Source organism: Pseudovibrio sp. Tun.PSC04-5.I4, from assembly GCF_900104145.1.
Lineage (GTDB): Bacteria > Pseudomonadota > Alphaproteobacteria > Rhizobiales > Stappiaceae > Pseudovibrio.
Genome location: NZ_FNLB01000006.1, coordinates 3,836,972 through 3,854,626, shown reverse-complemented (window position 1 = coordinate 3,854,626; position 17,655 = coordinate 3,836,972). Strand labels below are relative to the sequence as shown.

The following is a 17,655-nucleotide window of genomic DNA, read 5'->3' as shown; positions in this document are numbered from 1 at the left end:
GTTGGCCGTAGTCGAGCGTGCAAATTTGGCGCTCCCACGGCCTTACTTTTATATTCAAACTAGGAGATTCCACCATGGCAAACAGCTATGAGCTGACAGCAACGGTGCGTGAACGGGCCGGCAAGGGGGCCGCTCGTGCAGCTCGTCGTGCAGGTCTTGTACCAGCAGTAATCTACGGCGACAAAAAACCGGCAGTATCAATCAATCTGCCGATTAAAGAATCAACACTGATCTTTAGCAAGGGCGGTTTCCTGTCTCACGTCGGCACAATCGACCTGAACGGCGAAAAGCTTTCTGTAATCGCGAAAGATTTCCAGCTGCACCCAGTAAAAGATACACTGATGCACGTTGACTTCTTGCGCGTTGGTGCTGGTTCAACCCTGACAGTTGAAATTCCAGTGAAGTTCTTGAACGAAGAAACTTCCCCTGGTCTGAAGCGCGGCGGTGTTATCAACGTTGTGCGTCACACTGTTGAAATGAACGTTCCAGCGAACGCAATTCCAGAAGCTCTTGTGATTGATCTGGCTGAAGCTGATCTGGGTTCTTCCCAGCACATCTCTGCAGTTACTCTGCCAGCAGGTTGTACACCTACTATCACAGACCGTGATTTCACAATCTCTACGATTATTGCACCAGCAGGTCTGAAAGAAGCTGACGAAGCTTCCGAAGAAGGCGAAGCATAATTCTTAAGTAATTTGGGCGTGGAGCTATACCCATGAAGCTGTTCGTCGGCCTTGGAAATCCGGGCCCAAGCTACCAGAATAATCGTCACAATATCGGGTTTATGGCGGCTGATGCGATCCATCGCCGCCATAGCTCCTTTGGCCCTTGGCGGGCCAGATTTCAGGCTCAGGTTTCTGAAGGAACACTCGCAGGCGAGAAAGTTCTCCTGATGAAGCCAACGACCTATATGAATGAATCTGGTCGATCTGTGGGAGAGGCCATGCGCTTCTTCAAGCTCGCACCAGAAGATGTTGTCGTTCTCTACGACGAGTTGGACCTTCCCGCTGCAAAGTTCCGGTTAAAAGCAAACGGTGGTCATGGCGGCCATAACGGCTTGCGATCCATGACAGCTCACATCACCGACCAGTACCGCCGTGTACGGCTTGGTATCGGTCATCCCGGTCACAAGGACCGTGTGCATCAGTGGGTGCTCGGTGATTTTGCAAAAGTGGATGCGGAATGGCTGGATCTTTTGCTAAACGCCATCGCAGACAATTGCCCCCTACTCGCTGAAGACAACGACAGCCAGTTTTCAAACAAAGTCACGCTAGCTATACGCCCGGAACAATCTGGAAAGCCTAACAAAAAGGAACCATCCAGAGAAACCGCGCAAAACAAAAAGCAAGCAAAGACCGATAAGACAGCCAACCCCACCGAGGAGCTTAAGGCAAAACCTGCTCCTAAGGCAGTTGGCTACCAGGATAAACAAGTAAGTAAGGGGCCGCTCGCCATAGGGCTTGAGCGACTTTTTGGATCAAAAGGAAAAGAGTAAATGGGTTTTCAATGCGGCATCGTCGGCCTGCCTAACGTTGGCAAATCAACCCTGTTCAATGCGCTTACTAAAACATCAGCAGCGCAGGCAGCAAACTATCCTTTCTGTACCATTGAGCCAAACACTGGTGACGTTGCAGTACCTGATCCTCGCCAGCTTAAAGTTCGTGAGATAGCGAACTCCAAAGAGATTATTCCGACACGGCTGACTTTTGTGGACATTGCCGGTCTGGTACGCGGCGCGTCCAAAGGCGAAGGCCTTGGCAACCAGTTCCTTGCAAACATCCGTGAAGTTGATGCAATCGCTCACGTTCTTCGCTGTTTTGAAGACGATGACATCACGCACGTCGAAGGCAAGATTGATCCAATCGCTGATGCTGAAACTGTTGAGACCGAATTGATGGTCGCAGACATGGAAAGCCTCGAAAAACGGATTACACCACTCGCTAAAAAAGCCAAATCCGGAGACAAGGATGCGAAAGTAACTCTTCCGATCATGGAACAGGCGCTTGCCATCCTTCAAGAAGGCAGGCCAGTGCGTGCACTCGGCTTGACCGATCCGGAAGACGTTCAGCAGCTGGAAATGCTCAACCTGCTAACCTCCAAGCCTGTCCTCTTCGTTTGTAATGTAGAAGAAGGCTCTGCTGATAAGGGCAACAGCCTCTCCGACAAAGTTAAGATAATGGCAGAAGAGCAAGGCGCGGCAGCTGTCGTTATTTCTGCAGCCATCGAATCTGAGATCGCTCAATTGGATGATGAAGAGCAGCGTGAATACATGGCTGACATGGGTCTGGAAGAACCCGGACTGGATCGCTTGATCCGCGCAGGTTACTCACTGCTGGAGCTAATCACCTACTTCACAGCAGGTCCGAAAGAGACCCGTGCTTGGACAATTCCAAAGGGCACAAAAGCTCCGCAGGCTGCTGGTGTGATCCACACAGACTTTGAACGTGGCTTTATTCGCGCACAAACCATCGCATACCAAGACTACGTTGACCTTGGCGGCGAGGTTCCAGCCAAAGAAGCCGGCAAAGCACGCGACGAAGGCAAAGAGTACATCGTACAAGATGGTGACGTACTTCTGTTTAAGTTCAACACATAAGCTCAGCACATTGCAGCGCGAGATAAAAAAGGCACCCTTCGGTGCCTTTTTTCAATTCTGACAATCGAAATACTAAATATCTAACAGAACGATTTCACTGGCGGCTTCTGCATCTACGTCCGCAATATGAACATCGTTGAGCCCCTGAGCAACCAACCGGTTCAAAATGCTTGGCTCAACTCCGCTATCAACTATCAGGAGATCCACCTTAGAGCAGGAACCAGCAACATAACGACTTGGCACGCCAATCTTGCTGGAATTACAAAGCACCATTGTGCGTTGGCAAGAGGCGATAATCGCTCTGGCAAACTCCGCCTCTTCCTCGTCGTAATACATAATATTGCCGTCAGCAGACAATCCCACGGGGCTAATGACCCCCCAGTCCGCCTTTAACCCCTTAACAGTCTCAAGGGCAATCGGACCCAAAGCCCCCTGCCCGTCTGTATAAAGGTGGCCTCCAATGAGATGGATATCTGAGTTAGATTCAGCGCCAATGATCATGGATGCAACAGCGTATGAATTCGTTGAGACTCTTACCCTTCCGACCTGCGCCATATGCTGCGCAAGTATCGTCATTGTACTGCCGGCTTCGACAACCACATGATCCCCTGATTTGAAAAAGGAAGACGCCAGTCGCCCGATTGCATATTTTTCAATGTAATGGCTGCGAAGCCTTACACGATAGGCGTCTTGATCACGAGGCATCAGAAAACAGATTGAATTATCAAAGAGTTCGAACTCATCACGAATGGACAAACTGCTCGCAAGACTAGCGAGTTCACTCTGGTCCATGCCCAGAATATCCGCCGCTGAGGATAAGGAGATGCGTCGGTGTCGCTTAACCAAATTGGCAAGCACATCCACCATTAAGTCATTAATCATCGAAAGCGACCTAGGTCCAACTTAGAATTCCACGAGTAAACATCGATTATTTTCATCTAAAAAACTTAAAATTTTTCAACTATCCAATAAAATAAATTCTTCCGTATCAGTTCCCTTTGAAAGAGCGCGGAAAATACGGGAGTTCGTGAGTTTATTTTCAATTTCAGCAAAGCCTAATTCACCGCTGTTATCTGTAATAAACACATCTACACCGTGTGTTGTATGCCCAGGAAAACGGCTTGGCACCCCAAACTTGGAACTATCGCAAAGCATCATGGATTTTTTCGAGTGACGCTGCATTAGCAAACTTGTGTCCGCGTCAGCTTGATGGAAGTAACAAGCCCCATTCTGAATACACATACTCACGGGACTCACAACCGCCCAGTCAACCTCCAGCTCAGCAATTCGCGCCAGTGTTTCAGGTCCATGTAACGCGGTCGTGTGAGCCTCCAATTTTCCGCCTATCAGCTCAATCTGGCAAGATCTAGTATGACGAACAAGGCTTTCTGCGATAAGCGGGCTCGTCGTTGCAACAGAGAGCTCTTTCTTCTCTTTCAAATGATTGGCGAAAAACGCGAGCGTACTACCTGCCTCAATAAGCAGGCTGTCACCGTCATGAATCAGACCGGCCGCCAAACGGCCAATCGCACTTTTTTCAGCAAAACGAGAATGCATACGCACGCTAATATCACTTTCAGCAATAGCTTCATTAGAGACTAGGGCATCGCCACGAACGCGCATAATGTCATTATGCTCTAACCCATCAACGGCATAAAGTAACTCGTCGACAGAGCAATCCAAAACAGTTGCCAGCAAAGAGAGCCGTATAGTTCTATAACGTCGCACTAATTCGATTATGCGGACGATCACAACACAATCCTTCAAGTATAATTTTAATTAAATTTTACAAAAAATACTCTCCAACTGAGATAATGTAAAGCTAAGAACGACTTCCAGTGATGTCACGCCCGAAAATCACCTCATCACGTAAAGGAATTCCATGCAAACCAGTTACTGGGATCTCGGGTTTTAACTTACGTTCTTCATCGATTACGCCCTGAACAACTTTCTCTAAGCGAAAGCCCCGTCTCTGATAAAACCGAAACGCATCCAAATTATCATTAGAAGTACGTACCATGATCCGGCCAATGTCCGATTGACGAGCCGCGTCCACTGCCGCATCCAGCAAAAGTGTCCCAACACCACCCCATCGTTGAAGAGAATCGAGTGTCAGGATCTCCCACTCCAGATCTCGCTTGATCAAAGTAATCATACCAACCAGGCGTCCTTCATCTAAAGCCAGGTATCCCGGCAGCTTAGACGCATCAACCATTTCACCATCAAGCAACTGCTCTGTGCTTGTCCAACGATTGACGAGCAGATTTATAACCTGCTCCCGATCTTCTGCTTCAATAGTTCTTATTTGGATTGACACGAAGGCGACTCCTGCTTGGCTCCTGAGCCAACTAGATCAATATCTTTGAGCATTCGCAATTCAGTGGCAGTACGTGCCTGCCATCCAGTTCGCTGCAACTCGGGTTTTTCATTATTCTCAACGGGATAACCAATGCAGAGATACGCAATAAAGCGCCAATGGTCTGGCACGCCAAACAACGGCCCAATTTTATCAGGATTGAGAATGGAAACCCACCCAACCCCGATACCCTTGGCTCTAGCAGCAAGCCACAGGCAATTTATTGCACTAACACACGAGTATGCCATGGTCTCAGGCATGGTTTTTCTGCCAAGACCATTACCCTGCGATGTTCCTGCATCACAAAAAACTGCAAATTGTAGAGGAGCATCGGTCATCCCTTGCAGCTTCAGCTGCGCGTAACTCTCTGCACGCGCGCCCTTGTAACCTTGAAGAGCATCTGCATTGGCTTCCTGGAAGTTCTGGTAGAGAGCATTCCGATTTTCGGCCTGACAAACTTCAACAAAGCGCCATGGCTGGCTATTGCCAACACTGGGAGAAAGGTCAGTCAATCGCAAAAGATTATCAACGATTTCACGATCAATTGTATCCTGCTTGAAATGGCGTACATCACGCCGCCATTTCAACAACAGTTCAAAATCACTATTGAAGGCCTCAGAAAATTGCAGGCCTTCCTCTGAAAACGTGCCACTCAATGACCGGGAAACTCCACCAAAGTCCTCACAGGAATATCTAGCGCTTCCAGTCTTGCACGTCCTTGCAATTCTGGCAAATCCACGATGAAGCAAGCAGCAACGATATCAGCACCAGCGCGTCTCAGCAGCTTCACAGCGGCTTCTGCGGTTCCACCGGTCGCAATCAGGTCATCAACTAGAATAACCTTCTGGCCTTCTTTAACCGCGTCACAATGGATCTCAATGGTGTCTGTGCCGTATTCGAGCTCATATTCTTCCTCGAGTGTCTCGAAAGGAAGTTTCCCCTTTTTACGGACAGGCAGAAAACCCGCAGAAAGCTGATGAGCAACAGCACCACCCAGAATAAAGCCACGTGCTTCAATACCAGCAACTTGATCGATTTTGGAACCAGCCCATGGCTGAACAAGTGCATCAACTGCACGGCGGAAGGCCCGAGGGTTCCCTAGCAGCGTGGTGATGTCACGAAACAGAATGCCCTTTTTAGGGTAGTCAGGAATGGTCCGAATGGATTCCATCAGCTCAGCAGAGATCGCATTGAATGTGTCGGTCATGTTTATTTCCGCATAGTCGTTTCATTTCAGCACAAGGGCCAAAAACGTAGGTTAAATACTAGGTTAGTTTACAAGACACGTCCTGCAATGGCATCAAGCTTGGCAATCAAAGCAGGATCTCGTTTATCAGGAGCCGTCATAATTGCGTAATCAAGAGCGTTGTTAGAACCCAACGGGCACGCTTCGTGCTCCCTCGGCAGATTCTTCGCAATGGAGAGTACCAGCTTCTGCGCACTATCCACATTCTCATGTAAAACTTTGATGATGGAATTGATGTCAACGTTGCCGTGACCAGCATGCCAACTATCATAGTCTGTCACCATCGCAATAGTGGAATAGCTTATCTCCGCTTCACGGGCGAGCTTTGCCTCCGGCATATTTGTCATGCCAATGACATCGCATCCCCAGGACCGGTACAGATGGCTTTCAGCCTTAGAAGAAAACTGAGGCCCTTCCATCGCAAGATAGGTACCGCCACGATGGTAGGTCAGCCCCTCGGACTTACAAGCAGATTCCACCACATCAACAAGCAGCGGGGAGACCGGGTCAGCAACAGAAACGTGGGCTACACATCCAGTCCCGAAGAAGCTCTTCTCACGCGCAAATGTTCGATCAATAAACTGGTCCACAAGAACGAAAGTCCCCGGTGCGTAGTCTTCCTTCAAAGAACCGCATGCGCTGACTGAAATGAGATCGGTAACACCTGCACGCTTCAATACATCAATGTTTGCACGGTAGTTGATGGCACTTGGTGAATGCACATGACCTCGGCCATGACGAGGGAGAAATACAACGCTCAAACCATCAATTTCTCCAACGTAAAGATCATCAGATGGCTCTCCCCACGGGCTCTCAACACGCTCCCATCGCGCGTTTTCAAAGCCGGGAATATTGTAAAGGCCTGAGCCCCCAATAATGCCCAATACCGCCTTCATAGTGCTCTCCCAGATCGCAAGAATGCTATTACTATATCTTGTCAGGTTCTAACAAAACTATTGGCCTTCATCTCTGTAGATAGAAAGGAACCAAAAAAAAGGGCTACCCGATAGGCAGCCCCTCTTAAATTTTCACAATCAGATCTTAGTGATCCACATCGCGCCAGATCTTACGCTTCGTGAAGTACAGCAAAGCTGCGAACAGGATCAGGAATGCCAAAACGCCAAACCCGATCTGCTTACGTGCTTCCAGATGAGGCTCAGCAGCCCACATCAGGAATGCAGTTACATCACGTGCATACTGATCAGTGGTCATCGGAGAACCATCTGAGTACTCAACTGCCTCATCATAGAGTGGTGGCGCCATTGCAAGCGTCGCACCAGCGATGAAGTTAGGGTTGTAGTACTGACCTTCAGGAACCTCTACGCCTTCGGGGGCGTCATGGTAACCAGTTAGCAGGCCATACAGATAGTCAGGACCGTTTTCCTGATACATCGTAGCCATGTCCAGAACAAACCAAGGGAAGCCACGGGTAACCGCGCGAGCCTTAGCAATCAAAGACAGGTCTGGTGGAAGTGCACCATTGTTGGATGCACGTGCAGCCTGCTCGTTCGGGAACGGAGATGGGAACTTGTCGAACGGCTTACCGTCACGCTCGAACATTTCACCTTCGCCGTCGGGCCCGTCCTCGATGGAGTATTCAGCAGCAAGTGCCTTTACTTCCTCAGGACTAAAGCCCGGACCACCTTCTTCAGCCAAGTTACGGAATGAGACAAGTCCCAGACCGTGACAGGAAGCACAAACTTCCGTGTAAACCTGAAGGCCGCGCTGCAGCTGTGGTTTGTTAAACTGGCCGAAAGGACCAGCAAACGACCAGGACTGTTTCTCAACGTGTGGACCATCACCAGCAGCCAGAGCCGGACCAGCAATAGCAAGCCCTGCAATAACTGCTAGAGCACGTGCGCTTTTGAACACTAGATTTTTCATCTTATTAAAATCCCCCGCCCTTAAGCGCCGTTGCCGGTCTTACCCAGCACTGCATCGTTGATTGAGTCAGGCACTTTCGATGGTTTCTCGATCAAGCCAAGAACAGGCAGGATCACCAGGAAGTGAATGAAGTAAAGTGCTGTAAACACACGGGAAGCGATTACATAACCACCTTCCGCAGGCATCGCACCAAGCCAGCCAAGCATCACACTGTAGAAAACGAACAGCCAGAAGAAGACTTTAAACACAGGACGGAAGGTCGCGGAACGAACTTTCGATGTGTCGAGCCAAGGCAGAACGAAGAGCACTGCAATAGCGCCAAACATTGCGACAACACCGCCGAGCTTATCAGGGATAGCGCGCAGGATCGCGTAGAACGGCAAGAAGTACCACTCAGGAACGATGTGTGCGGGCGTAACCAATGGGTTTGCTAGGATGTAATTGTCTGGGTGCCCCATGTAGTTTGGCAGGTAGAACACAAACCAGGCAAAGAAGATCGTGAAGACAACAATCGCCAGCAAATCCTTCATCGTGTAGTACGGATGGAAAGGAATTGTGTCTTTTTCAGTCTTAGGATCAACGCCAGTTGGGTTGTTGTTACCAGTGGTATGGAATGCCCAGATGTGCAGGATTACAATACCGATCAGAACAAATGGCAGCAGGTAGTGCAACGAGAAGAAGCGGTTCAAAGTTGGATTACCAACGGAGAAACCACCCCACAGCCAAGTCGTGATGCTGTCACCAACAAACGGGATCGCAGTGAACAAGTTCGTAATAACCGTTGCTCCCCACAAAGACATCTGACCCCAAGGCAATACGTAGCCCATGAATGCAGTTGCCATCATGCAAAGGAAGATCAGAACGCCCAAAATCCACGAAATCTCGCGAGGCTCTTTGTAAGAGCCATAGTACATGCCACGGAACATGTGGATGTAAACTGCGATGAAGAACATCGACGCGCCGTTAGCGTGCATGTAACGCAACAACCAACCGTAGTTCACATCACGCATGATGTGCTCAACGGATAAAAACGCCATTGTATCGTTTGGTGTGTAATGCATAGCCAGCACGATGCCGGTTACGAGCTGCACAGCCAAAACGAAGAAAGCAATACCGCCGAAGGTCCACCAGTAATTTAGGTTCTTCGGGGTAGGAAAATCAACAAAGCTCCCGCGCATAAGCGAGATAACCGGCAAACGGCGCTCCAGCCACTTTGCAGGTGCGCTTTGCGGTTCATAAGTAGAATGACCAGCCATAGCTGCCTCCTGAGGGATCTGGTTAACCGATGACGACGGTGTCGTTTTCAGCAAACTTATAAGGCGGCACGAGCATGTTTTCTGGTGCCGGGCCTCTACGAATCCGACCAGCAGTGTCGTAGTGAGAGCCATGACATGGGCAGAACCAGCCGCCAAAATCACCAGCTTCACCAAGCGGCACACAGCCGAGGTGCGTACAAACTCCAACCATCACCAACCAGGCTTCTCTGCCTGTTGTTGCGCGGTTAACGTCTGCTGCATCAGCGTCATCTGGCAAGTTCGCATTACGTGCGAACTGATCCGGAAGATCACTTAAAGACACCTTTGTGGCTTCACTGATCTCTTTTTCCGTACGTTGACGGATAAAGACCGGCTTACCACGCCAGGTGACTGTGATAGATTGTCCGACTTCAACTGCAGAAACATCAACTTCAATAGAAGCCAACGCCAATGCAGATGCATCCGGATTCATCTGATGGATAAAGGGCCAAGCCAGAGCTCCCACACCGACCGCGCCCACGGCACCGGTCGCGATGTACAGAAAATCGCGGCGAGTCGGTTCAGCCGTGTCCGTGTGTTCCAAGGTCGCGTCCTCTCGAAACAAAATTGAAAGAGACACCTATTCGGACATCATGTTCAACACCAGAAATTAGATTAGACCTAGCTTCCATATGCGGATCGTTAACGCCCTTAGGTGAAAATGCGCAAAATACGCACTTATATTGATAGCAGCTATCTGCCACCAAAGGTCGCACTTGTCCAGATCACTTGAAAAGTTGCGGACTTATTGTCGCAGACAACCTGCAAATAGGGGCTAAAACAGTGGATCAAAAAGGCCAAAAAACAACTAGCATGGGCCAAAAGTAGGGTGGTTCGGGAACCACAAGACGCAAATCTTTCCCGAACCACTTTGAGTTTATCTCTTGATTCCCTGCGAAGAGTTCCTATTCAGCCGCAACTTGGGCAAGGAAACCACCAGACTGGTGGTTCCAGAGATTATCGTAAATGCCCTTGGACTTGATAAGCTCTGCATGCGTACCCATTTCTACGATCTTGCCTTCATCCATGACAATCAGACGGTCCATGGCAGCAATCGTAGAGAGACGGTGCGCAATCGCGATAACCGTTTTGCCTTCCATCAGCTCAAACAAGCTTTCCTGAATGGCAGCTTCCACTTCTGAATCCAGAGCCGATGTAGCTTCATCCAGCACAAGGATCGGCGCATCCTTCAACAGCACACGCGCAATCGCAACACGCTGTCTTTGACCACCAGAAAGCTTCACCCCACGCTCGCCCACAAGAGTATCGAAACCTGTTTTTCCTTTCGGATCCTTCAAGCCGTCAATAAACTCCAGCGCATGAGCACGGCGAGCAACTTCTTTCGCCTGCTCAAGAGATGCTCCCTCACGGCCATAGATGATGTTTTCAAAAACAGTCCGATGCAGCAAGGATGTATCCTGAGAAACCACACCGATATTCTGGCGCAAACTCTCCTGAGTGACATCACGAATGTCCTGACCATCAATCGAAATGCGACCACCCTCAAGATCATGAAAGCGCAACAACAGGTTCATCAGCGTGGATTTACCAGCACCTGATCGACCAACAATCCCAATCTTCTCACCGGCTTTGATTGCCAGAGTCAGTTGCTCAAGAACACCACTGCCCTTGCCATAATGGAATTTCACATCCTCAAATGAGATTTCGGCCTTGGTGACACTGAGTGCCTTAGCATTAGAAGCATCACGAACCTCAGTAGGCTTGGACAACATGCCCAAACCATCTTGCACAGTGCCGATATTCTCAAACAAACCAGCAACTTCCCAGAGGATCCACTGAGACATACCTTGCAAGCGAAGCGCCAGGCCAATAGCCAGTGCAATATCACCAGTCGTCACCAGCGCACCTTTCCATAACCAAATGGAGACCGCACCAAGGGACAGCAACAGCAAATTGTTGATGAATGTCAGGCAAACATTGAGTTTCGTGACATTGCGCATTTGCATATGCACAGTATCCATGAAAGTTGACATGGACTCTTTTGCGTAATCTTCTTCGCGAGAAGCATGCGAAAACAGCTTTACCGTTGAGATATTCGTATATGCATCAACGACATGGCCCGTCATGACAGAGCGAGCATCAGCTTGTTTCTTTGAGATTGTCTTCAGCTTCGGCACGAAGAAGTACATGACCAGAAAGTACAAACCCAACCAGCCGACCAAAGGAACAGCCAGCCGCCAGTCAGCACTTGCCAACACAACGAGCGCTGCCAGAAAATAAACAACGACGTAGACGAAAATATCGACAATACGCGTTATAACTTCCCGCACAGCGAGAGATGTTTGCATCAACTTATTTGCGATGCGGCCGGCAAAGTCATTATGGAAAAAACTTAAGCTTTGCCGAAGCAAATGCCGATGCCCTTTCCAACGGATAAGCATTGGATAGTTACCAACAAGTCCCTGATGGAAGAACAACTCCCAGATCGTAGAGACCAATGGAGAGATAATCAGAAGGACAACACCCATCCAAATGAGATGCCCCCAGTTATCAGCAAAGAAAGTCTCTGGATCCTCAGTGCCTAACCAGTTCACCAAGTCACCCATAAACGTAAAGACGACAACTTCCAGTATAGCAATAATCGCAGCAAACACTGCTACAATCACCAGTAGAAACGCGACCGGACGAGTATAATACCAGATAAAGCTCCAGAAACTACTTGGAGGAGTTTCAACTTCCTCGACCTTGAATGGATCAATAAGCTTCTCAAAATACGAGAACATGACAAGTCCTAATTAAGATATGTGTTTGCTGGGCGCGCTACCACGTCAACATGGTAAGAGAATGGCGACTGCTTACTGCAGCCGCTCATCTTGTTCATATGGATCACGATTGTCTCGCTGCGGCCTGGCGAATGTCCAGATGATACTGGCAATACCAACGCCAACAACAAACGCTCCAACCAAGGTATCGATCACACGCCCTTGAAACAGGGAACCAACTTCGCTCACACCGTTAACCCGAACAACTTCAAGTGAGGAAAGCTCTGCGTAAAGCGTTGGAACAACAACGAAAAATGCAACTCCGGCGCTAATAAGCAAGAACCAAAGCGCATGCATTATACTCTGCGGAAGAGTTGTCTTTTGACGGACAGATGAATGCACATAGCGACCACCGTCGACAGGGTGCTGAGATGTAGAACCATCACGGGACGCAATCTGCGCCCAGATGAATGACGTAATCATAGGAGATACTCCGACAACATACATGCAGCCCTAGACATAATAAGTCCCTGAGGGAGCTGCATTGAGTTAATACGAGTTAGAAAGTGTTGTGAATCCGCAAGTTACGCGGAAACGAAGAGACCAAAGCACTCAGCGCAAAGCGTATCGCTCGCACGGGTTCTGAGGAGAACATTGATGTTCACAAATACAAATTCGATGTTCATGCATGTCTCCCTGGTTCAACGTTAAAATAAGCTGATCTGGCGATCAGCAACTCGGAGAGTCTCTTCAAATTTGAGGAGGGCTCTCTGCCGGTGCGAGATGCTTATACCCATAAAGGAGCAGATGTGCCTACCCCTAATATTCCACAAAATTACTTTAGGTTGCGGTGTATCTTTTTCGCAACACCCATCTATCAACACCATCCAACTCCCTGTTGCCGATAGGGAAGAATTCCGTAATTTACGTTGAAAATCAGCAAACTACATGTTTCTTCTGGAGATTTTCACTGGGTTCCTCTAGATGCCCATGTGATGTTTCCATGGCCTTGCCATTTCAAACCAGCAGTGAGTATTTGCGAAAATGCCAGATATTGCCCTTTATCAGCCAGACATCCCGCAAAACACTGGCACTCTGTTGCGATTGGCAGCGTGTCTGGATGTCACCGTCCACTTGATCGAGCCAGCTGGGTTCCCTCTTTCCGATCATGCGCTTAAACGTGCCGGGATGGACTACATCGAGCGCGCAAAACTGCAACGCCATATGGATTGGGAGAGTTTTCGCGCGTGGCAGCTTGCCGAAAAACGTCGACTTATCCTCATGTCCACCAAGGCAACTCGCTCTTATACTCAGTTTCCTTTCAAGAAGGATGATATCATTCTCATGGGCCGTGAAAGCTCCGGCGTCCCTGAGGAAGTTCATGAAATTGCCGATGCCCGGCTGCTAATTCCGATGAAAAACGGCATGCGTTCCCTGAATATGGCTGTCTCGACCGGCATGGTTTTGGGAGAAGCATTGCGCCAAACCGGTTGTTTCTAATCAAAGCGCAACCTAAACTGACTGCATTGTTTAATGCGTCGCTTTGCGTGGTTTAGGTTTATTTTGCAATGTTTCAGGAACTATCAAAGAAATTTGCTCATCCATGTGGCCTCCTAATACTACTGGCAGTGCCACACATTGCACTCGCCGGAGCACCTGTTGAACCAGTACTCCACACCCAGCAACGCGACATCAAACAACTAGAACGCCATCTCCACATGCTCAACGAAGCCTACCCCTGTGAATGGGAAAAAGCCTACACCAGAGACGGGCATAACATGTTCGATTTTGGCAATGGCATTCAGGTTCTGGAATTCGCCTGCACGGTCGGTATGCATAATCTTGCCAACCTATATGTACGGGTGGAGAAGACGAGCAAAGCGACGGCACGTCTTCTCTCATTACACCGGCCAAAAGGACAACCCTTCACCAGTGCCAAAGTGCTCTTCAACAGCTTCTGGGATCTGAACCGCATAGCACTCTCCAGTTTCACTGTTGATCGTGGCCTGTCAGACTGCGGGTCGTATGAGGTCCACCGCTTCACAGCAGAGGGCTATCTGGAGCTTATTGAGTACCGCGCCAAACACACATGCGACGGTAAGTTCCGCGAGCCAACAGACTACCCGCTGATTTACTCGGCACTATAAGTGAGAAGTTCGCCAGCTTTCCCGCGCTGTACATCTCCCCGCCCCTCTATTACATAGACCGCAAAGTGTATTCGGTCTTCAGGAGGGACTATGAGCGACCTGCAAAACACGCTTCCAGCTGATTTAGACGACAAGAAAAAAGAGGCCTCGGTTTGGTTTGCCCAACTGCGCGATAACATCTGCGCGGCCTTTGAAAAGCTGGAGGACGATACTGGGGAGCTGGACGGGCCCCTTAAAGATCAGCCAGCCGGACGGTTTGAGCGCACACCGTGGGACCGCACAGATCACAGCGGCGGTCATGGCGGCGGCGGCGTCATGTCTCTCATGCACGGACGGGTGTTTGAGAAGGTCGGCGTTCATGTCTCATCGGTTCACGGCGAGTTCTCTCCTGAGTTTCGCGACCAGATCCCCGGCGCCAGCGAAGACCCGCGTTTCTGGGCTTCCGGCATCTCCCTCATCGCGCATCTGCACAATCCAAATGTACCAGCCGTTCATATGAACACTCGCATGGTGGTCACCACCAAGCAGTGGTTCGGCGGCGGAGCAGACCTGACACCAGTACTAAGCGCGCGCCGCACACAGGAAGACCCTGACACAGTGGAATTCCATGCGGCCATGGAAGACGCTTGTAAAGGCCACGAAGGCGCAGATTACGGCCACTTCAAAAAGTGGTGTGATGACTATTTCTATCTGCCGCACCGCAAGGAATCACGCGGGACTGGCGGCATCTTTTATGATCGCCACAACACCGGCGACTGGAACGCCGATCTCGACTTCACCAAATCAGTCGGCAACGCATTCCTTGATATCTATCCAAAGCTGGTCCGTAAAAACTTCCAAACCCCATGGACGCAAGAGCAGCGCGAAGAGCAACTCATCCGCCGTGGCCGCTATGTAGAGTTCAACCTGCTCTACGATCGCGGAACCATCTTCGGCCTAAAAACAGGCGGCAACGTAGCCTCAATCCTCTCCTCCATGCCTCCAGTGGTAAAGTGGCCTTGAGGTAGCGCACATGCATCAGATTTTCGAAGAGATACCAAACAATATCGTCAAAAGTGCACTAGGGGCCCTTATCCAGGCAAATATGCATTCCACCTATTTCGATCCGAGAAATGAACATTGGGGCAATATGGCTGTATTAAATGCAGCCCATGCTGGTGAGCTTTTTTTAAAAGCAATAATAGCTCAACAGCACCCACTATTAATTTTTAAAAATATTTTCGACTTTGATAACAATTCCTCAGAAGAACTGGACTTGGAAATATTGTTACAAAAAGCGAAGAGTCACGATTTCCAACATCTACCTAAAATGCTTTGGGCTGTAACAAAAGAGAGATTGCCTGACCAAAAAAGCTTTGATGACATTAGAAAGATACGCAACGCGATCCAGCATTTCTATCATCCTAGTGGAAATGATAATGTCGGTTCAGCGGCCAAAAAAATAAGTACCGAGTTTATTTATAAAAATATCGATCCACTCATAAAAAAGCACTTTGGCCTATATGCAATCGAATATCATTCTGATCATGCAGGTTATGATTATGTCGTAGCAAATCTAATCAACAGTGAACTCAAATTCTCAATTCCTGATGACTTTGATCTTCACGAGGTAAACATTCAAGAAGAGGCAAAGAATTGTAAGGCAGACTACATTTTATGGCTCACAAGTGAATTAGAACGCATTGGAAATAGTCGTCTTATCAGCAAGCTTTCTGCCGAAAATGTTAGTTAGATGAACTAAATTATTAGCTGCCTTGAGACACTCCTAAGCAAAATCAACCTTCAAAACCAAATGACCACAACAAACATCTGCGTCATCCCGGCCACCGAGCCGGGATCCAGTTCCCGTAAACGCCTCACAAATTCCCAAAGGGCTAAACCACTCTAACCCGGTCTGACCATCTTCTCAGGCCGTACAACGCGGTCAAACTCCTCAGAAGTCACATAGCCGAGGCGAACTGCTTCTTCTTTCAAGGTCGTTCCGTTTTTGTGGGCTGTCTTGGCAATCTCGGTCGCCTTGTCATAGCCAATGGAGGGCGCAAGGGCTGTCACCAACATAAGGGAGCGCTCCATAAGCTCCTCAATCCGGTCTATGTTCGGTTCAATGCCAACCACACACCGGTCTGCAAAGCTGACCATACTGTGGGCCAGCAACTCAATGGATTGCAGCAGGCTGTTGGCAATAACCGGCTTGAACACGTTCAGCTCAAAATGTCCTGTAGATCCGCCAACGCTCACAACCGTCTGGTTTCCCATCACCTGCGCACAAACCATCGTCACGGCTTCACACTGGGTCGGGTTCACCTTGCCCGGCATAATGGAAGACCCCGGTTCATTGGCAGGCAGAGAAATCTCGCCGAGACCAGAACGCGGCCCAGACGCCAAAAAGCGAATGTCATTGGCAATTTTCATCATGGAACACGCCAGCGTATTCAACGCACCATGTGCAAACACCGCTGCATCATGGCTCGCCAAAGCCTCAAACTTGTTGGGCGCAGTCACAAACGCCAACCCAGTCACCTCGCTGGCACAGGTCGCAAACTCCGCCGCAAAGCCGGGTGTGGAGTTCAATCCAGTTCCAACAGCAGTTCCACCCTGCGCCAGACGGTAAAGACCGACAAGCCCCTGCTCAATCCGCTCCTTGGCAAACTCCAGCTGCGCCACATAGCCAGAAAATTCCTGCCCGAGTGTCAGTGGGGTCGCATCTTGTGTATGCGTCCGGCCAATCTTCACAATATCTGCAAAGGCAGCAACCTTTACCTCCAGCGCATCATGCAAATGAGTAAGCGCAGGAAGCAGCACATGGTTGATTTCACAGGCCGCAGCAATGTGCATTGCCGTAGGGAAAGTATCGTTAGACGACTGCCCCATGTTCACGTGATCGTTGGGATGCACTGGAGATTTAGTGCCAATCTGCCCACCCAGCATTTCAATGGCTCGGTTGGAGATCACCTCATTGGTGTTCATATTGGATTGCGTGCCCGATCCCGTCTGCCAGATCACAAGCGGAAAATGCGCATCCAGTTTGCCGGAGATGACTTCCTCAGCCGCCTTGCAAATTGCCTTCCCTATTTCCTCTGGAAGCCGTCCTTCATTCATATTCACTTTGGCAGCAGCAAGCTTAACAACACCAAGGGCATGAATGAGCGCAGGCGGTAAATGCTCGCGGCCAATGGGAAAGTTGATCAGAGACCGAGCAGTTTGCGCGCCCCAGTACTTGTCGTTGGGCACCTCCAGCATTCCAAAACTATCGGACTCTTCCCGTGTACCAGCAGTTTCATGAGCAGACATCGAACTTTCCTTCATTGATTGCAGGAGAACAAAACAAGAATTTACGGTGCATCAACCGCACGAGCTGATTTACAAGTGTGATCCAACCTGCTTATTCTCAACCATACTTACCCAAGA

At 49.3% G+C, this 17,655-nt stretch carries 19 protein-coding genes; 7 read left to right on the top strand and 12 right to left on the bottom strand.

Annotated features, from left to right (window positions below; all coding sequences use genetic code 11):
* Positions 1–74: 74 nt before the first annotated feature.
* Genes BLS62_RS23185 through ychF form a run of 3 tightly spaced genes read left to right on the top strand, consistent with a single transcriptional unit; the run spans position 75 to position 2,596 of the window.
* Positions 75–683 (top strand): 50S ribosomal protein L25/general stress protein Ctc, encoded by a 609-nt coding sequence (locus tag BLS62_RS23185; RefSeq protein WP_093186820.1) that lies wholly within the window; start codon positions 75–77, stop codon positions 681–683.
* Between the two features lie 32 nt (positions 684–715).
* Positions 716–1,495 carry an aminoacyl-tRNA hydrolase gene (gene pth / locus BLS62_RS23180; protein ID WP_093186816.1) on the top strand — a complete coding sequence of 260 codons (780 nt, stop codon included), beginning with the start codon at positions 716–718 and terminating at the stop codon, positions 1,493–1,495.
* Positions 1,496–2,596 (top strand): redox-regulated ATPase YchF, encoded by a 1,101-nt coding sequence (ychF, locus tag BLS62_RS23175; protein ID WP_093186812.1) that lies wholly within the window; start codon positions 1,496–1,498, stop codon positions 2,594–2,596.
* Between the two features lie 72 nt (positions 2,597–2,668).
* Here the strand turns inward: ychF and BLS62_RS23170 are convergent, their stop codons facing one another.
* The 11 genes from BLS62_RS23170 to BLS62_RS23120 form a co-directional block, all read right to left on the bottom strand.
* On the bottom strand, positions 2,669–3,478 hold the full coding sequence (locus BLS62_RS23170) for a DeoR/GlpR family DNA-binding transcription regulator (protein WP_208991048.1): 810 nt from the start codon (positions 3,476–3,478) through the stop codon (positions 2,669–2,671).
* Between the two features lie 75 nt (positions 3,479–3,553).
* Positions 3,554–4,348 carry a DeoR/GlpR family DNA-binding transcription regulator gene (locus BLS62_RS23165; protein WP_093186807.1) on the bottom strand — a complete coding sequence of 265 codons (795 nt, stop codon included), beginning with the start codon at positions 4,346–4,348 and terminating at the stop codon, positions 3,554–3,556.
* Between the two features lie 70 nt (positions 4,349–4,418).
* Positions 4,419–4,913 (bottom strand): GNAT family N-acetyltransferase, encoded by a 495-nt coding sequence (locus tag BLS62_RS23160; RefSeq protein WP_093186802.1) that lies wholly within the window; start codon positions 4,911–4,913, stop codon positions 4,419–4,421.
* On the bottom strand, positions 4,898–5,608 hold the full coding sequence (bluB, locus tag BLS62_RS23155) for a 5,6-dimethylbenzimidazole synthase (RefSeq protein WP_093186798.1): 711 nt from the start codon (positions 5,606–5,608) through the stop codon (positions 4,898–4,900). Before bluB ends, BLS62_RS23160 begins: the two co-directional genes overlap by 16 nt.
* On the bottom strand, positions 5,605–6,159 hold the full coding sequence (locus BLS62_RS23150; RefSeq protein ID WP_093186793.1) for an adenine phosphoribosyltransferase: 555 nt from the start codon (positions 6,157–6,159) through the stop codon (positions 5,605–5,607). The genes bluB and BLS62_RS23150 overlap by 4 nt, the downstream gene beginning before the upstream one ends.
* 68 nt (positions 6,160–6,227) lie before the next feature.
* The gene (locus BLS62_RS23145) at positions 6,228–7,094 is read right to left on the bottom strand and encodes an S-methyl-5'-thioadenosine phosphorylase (protein WP_093186788.1); all 867 of its coding nucleotides are present in this window, start codon (positions 7,092–7,094) and stop codon (positions 6,228–6,230) included.
* A 145-nt stretch (positions 7,095–7,239) separates the two neighbouring features.
* Positions 7,240–8,082 (bottom strand): cytochrome c1, encoded by an 843-nt coding sequence (locus BLS62_RS23140; protein ID WP_093186785.1) that lies wholly within the window; start codon positions 8,080–8,082, stop codon positions 7,240–7,242.
* Positions 8,083–8,102: 20 nt separating this feature from the next.
* Positions 8,103–9,338, bottom strand: coding sequence for a cytochrome b (locus BLS62_RS23135; RefSeq protein WP_093186782.1), 1,236 nt, complete (start codon positions 9,336–9,338; stop codon positions 8,103–8,105).
* Positions 9,339–9,360: 22 nt separating this feature from the next.
* Entirely contained in the window at positions 9,361–9,921 is a 561-nt protein-coding gene (petA, locus tag BLS62_RS23130) for a ubiquinol-cytochrome c reductase iron-sulfur subunit (protein WP_093186779.1), read from the bottom strand.
* A gap of 361 nt (positions 9,922–10,282) precedes the next feature.
* Positions 10,283–12,121, bottom strand: coding sequence for an ABC transporter ATP-binding protein (locus tag BLS62_RS23125; RefSeq protein ID WP_093186775.1), 1,839 nt, complete (start codon positions 12,119–12,121; stop codon positions 10,283–10,285).
* Positions 12,122–12,193: 72 nt separating this feature from the next.
* On the bottom strand, positions 12,194–12,583 hold the full coding sequence (locus BLS62_RS23120; protein ID WP_093186772.1) for a hypothetical protein: 390 nt from the start codon (positions 12,581–12,583) through the stop codon (positions 12,194–12,196).
* Positions 12,584–13,144: 561 nt separating this feature from the next.
* On the opposite strand from BLS62_RS23120, the gene BLS62_RS23115 reads away from it, so the two are divergent.
* The 4 genes from BLS62_RS23115 to BLS62_RS23100 all read left to right on the top strand — a co-directional run bounded on the left by BLS62_RS23115 (position 13,145) and on the right by BLS62_RS23100 (position 15,979).
* Positions 13,145–13,600 carry a tRNA (cytidine(34)-2'-O)-methyltransferase gene (locus BLS62_RS23115; protein ID WP_093186769.1) on the top strand — a complete coding sequence of 152 codons (456 nt, stop codon included), beginning with the start codon at positions 13,145–13,147 and terminating at the stop codon, positions 13,598–13,600.
* Positions 13,601–13,668: 68 nt separating this feature from the next.
* Positions 13,669–14,247, top strand: coding sequence for a DUF1176 domain-containing protein (locus BLS62_RS23110; protein ID WP_093186766.1), 579 nt, complete (start codon positions 13,669–13,671; stop codon positions 14,245–14,247).
* Positions 14,248–14,337: 90 nt separating this feature from the next.
* Complete coding sequence (gene hemF / locus BLS62_RS23105) at positions 14,338–15,249, top strand: oxygen-dependent coproporphyrinogen oxidase (protein ID WP_093186763.1); 912 nt, start codon at positions 14,338–14,340, stop codon at positions 15,247–15,249.
* A gap of 10 nt (positions 15,250–15,259) precedes the next feature.
* Positions 15,260–15,979 (top strand): hypothetical protein, encoded by a 720-nt coding sequence (locus BLS62_RS23100; RefSeq protein ID WP_093186760.1) that lies wholly within the window; start codon positions 15,260–15,262, stop codon positions 15,977–15,979.
* Positions 15,980–16,131: 152 nt separating this feature from the next.
* On the opposite strand, the gene fumC is transcribed toward BLS62_RS23100, so the two are convergent.
* A complete protein-coding gene (gene fumC, locus BLS62_RS23095; protein WP_093186755.1) occupies positions 16,132–17,538 on the bottom strand; it encodes a class II fumarate hydratase in 1,407 nt (468 codons plus the stop codon).
* Between the last annotated feature and the right edge of the window lie 117 nt (positions 17,539–17,655).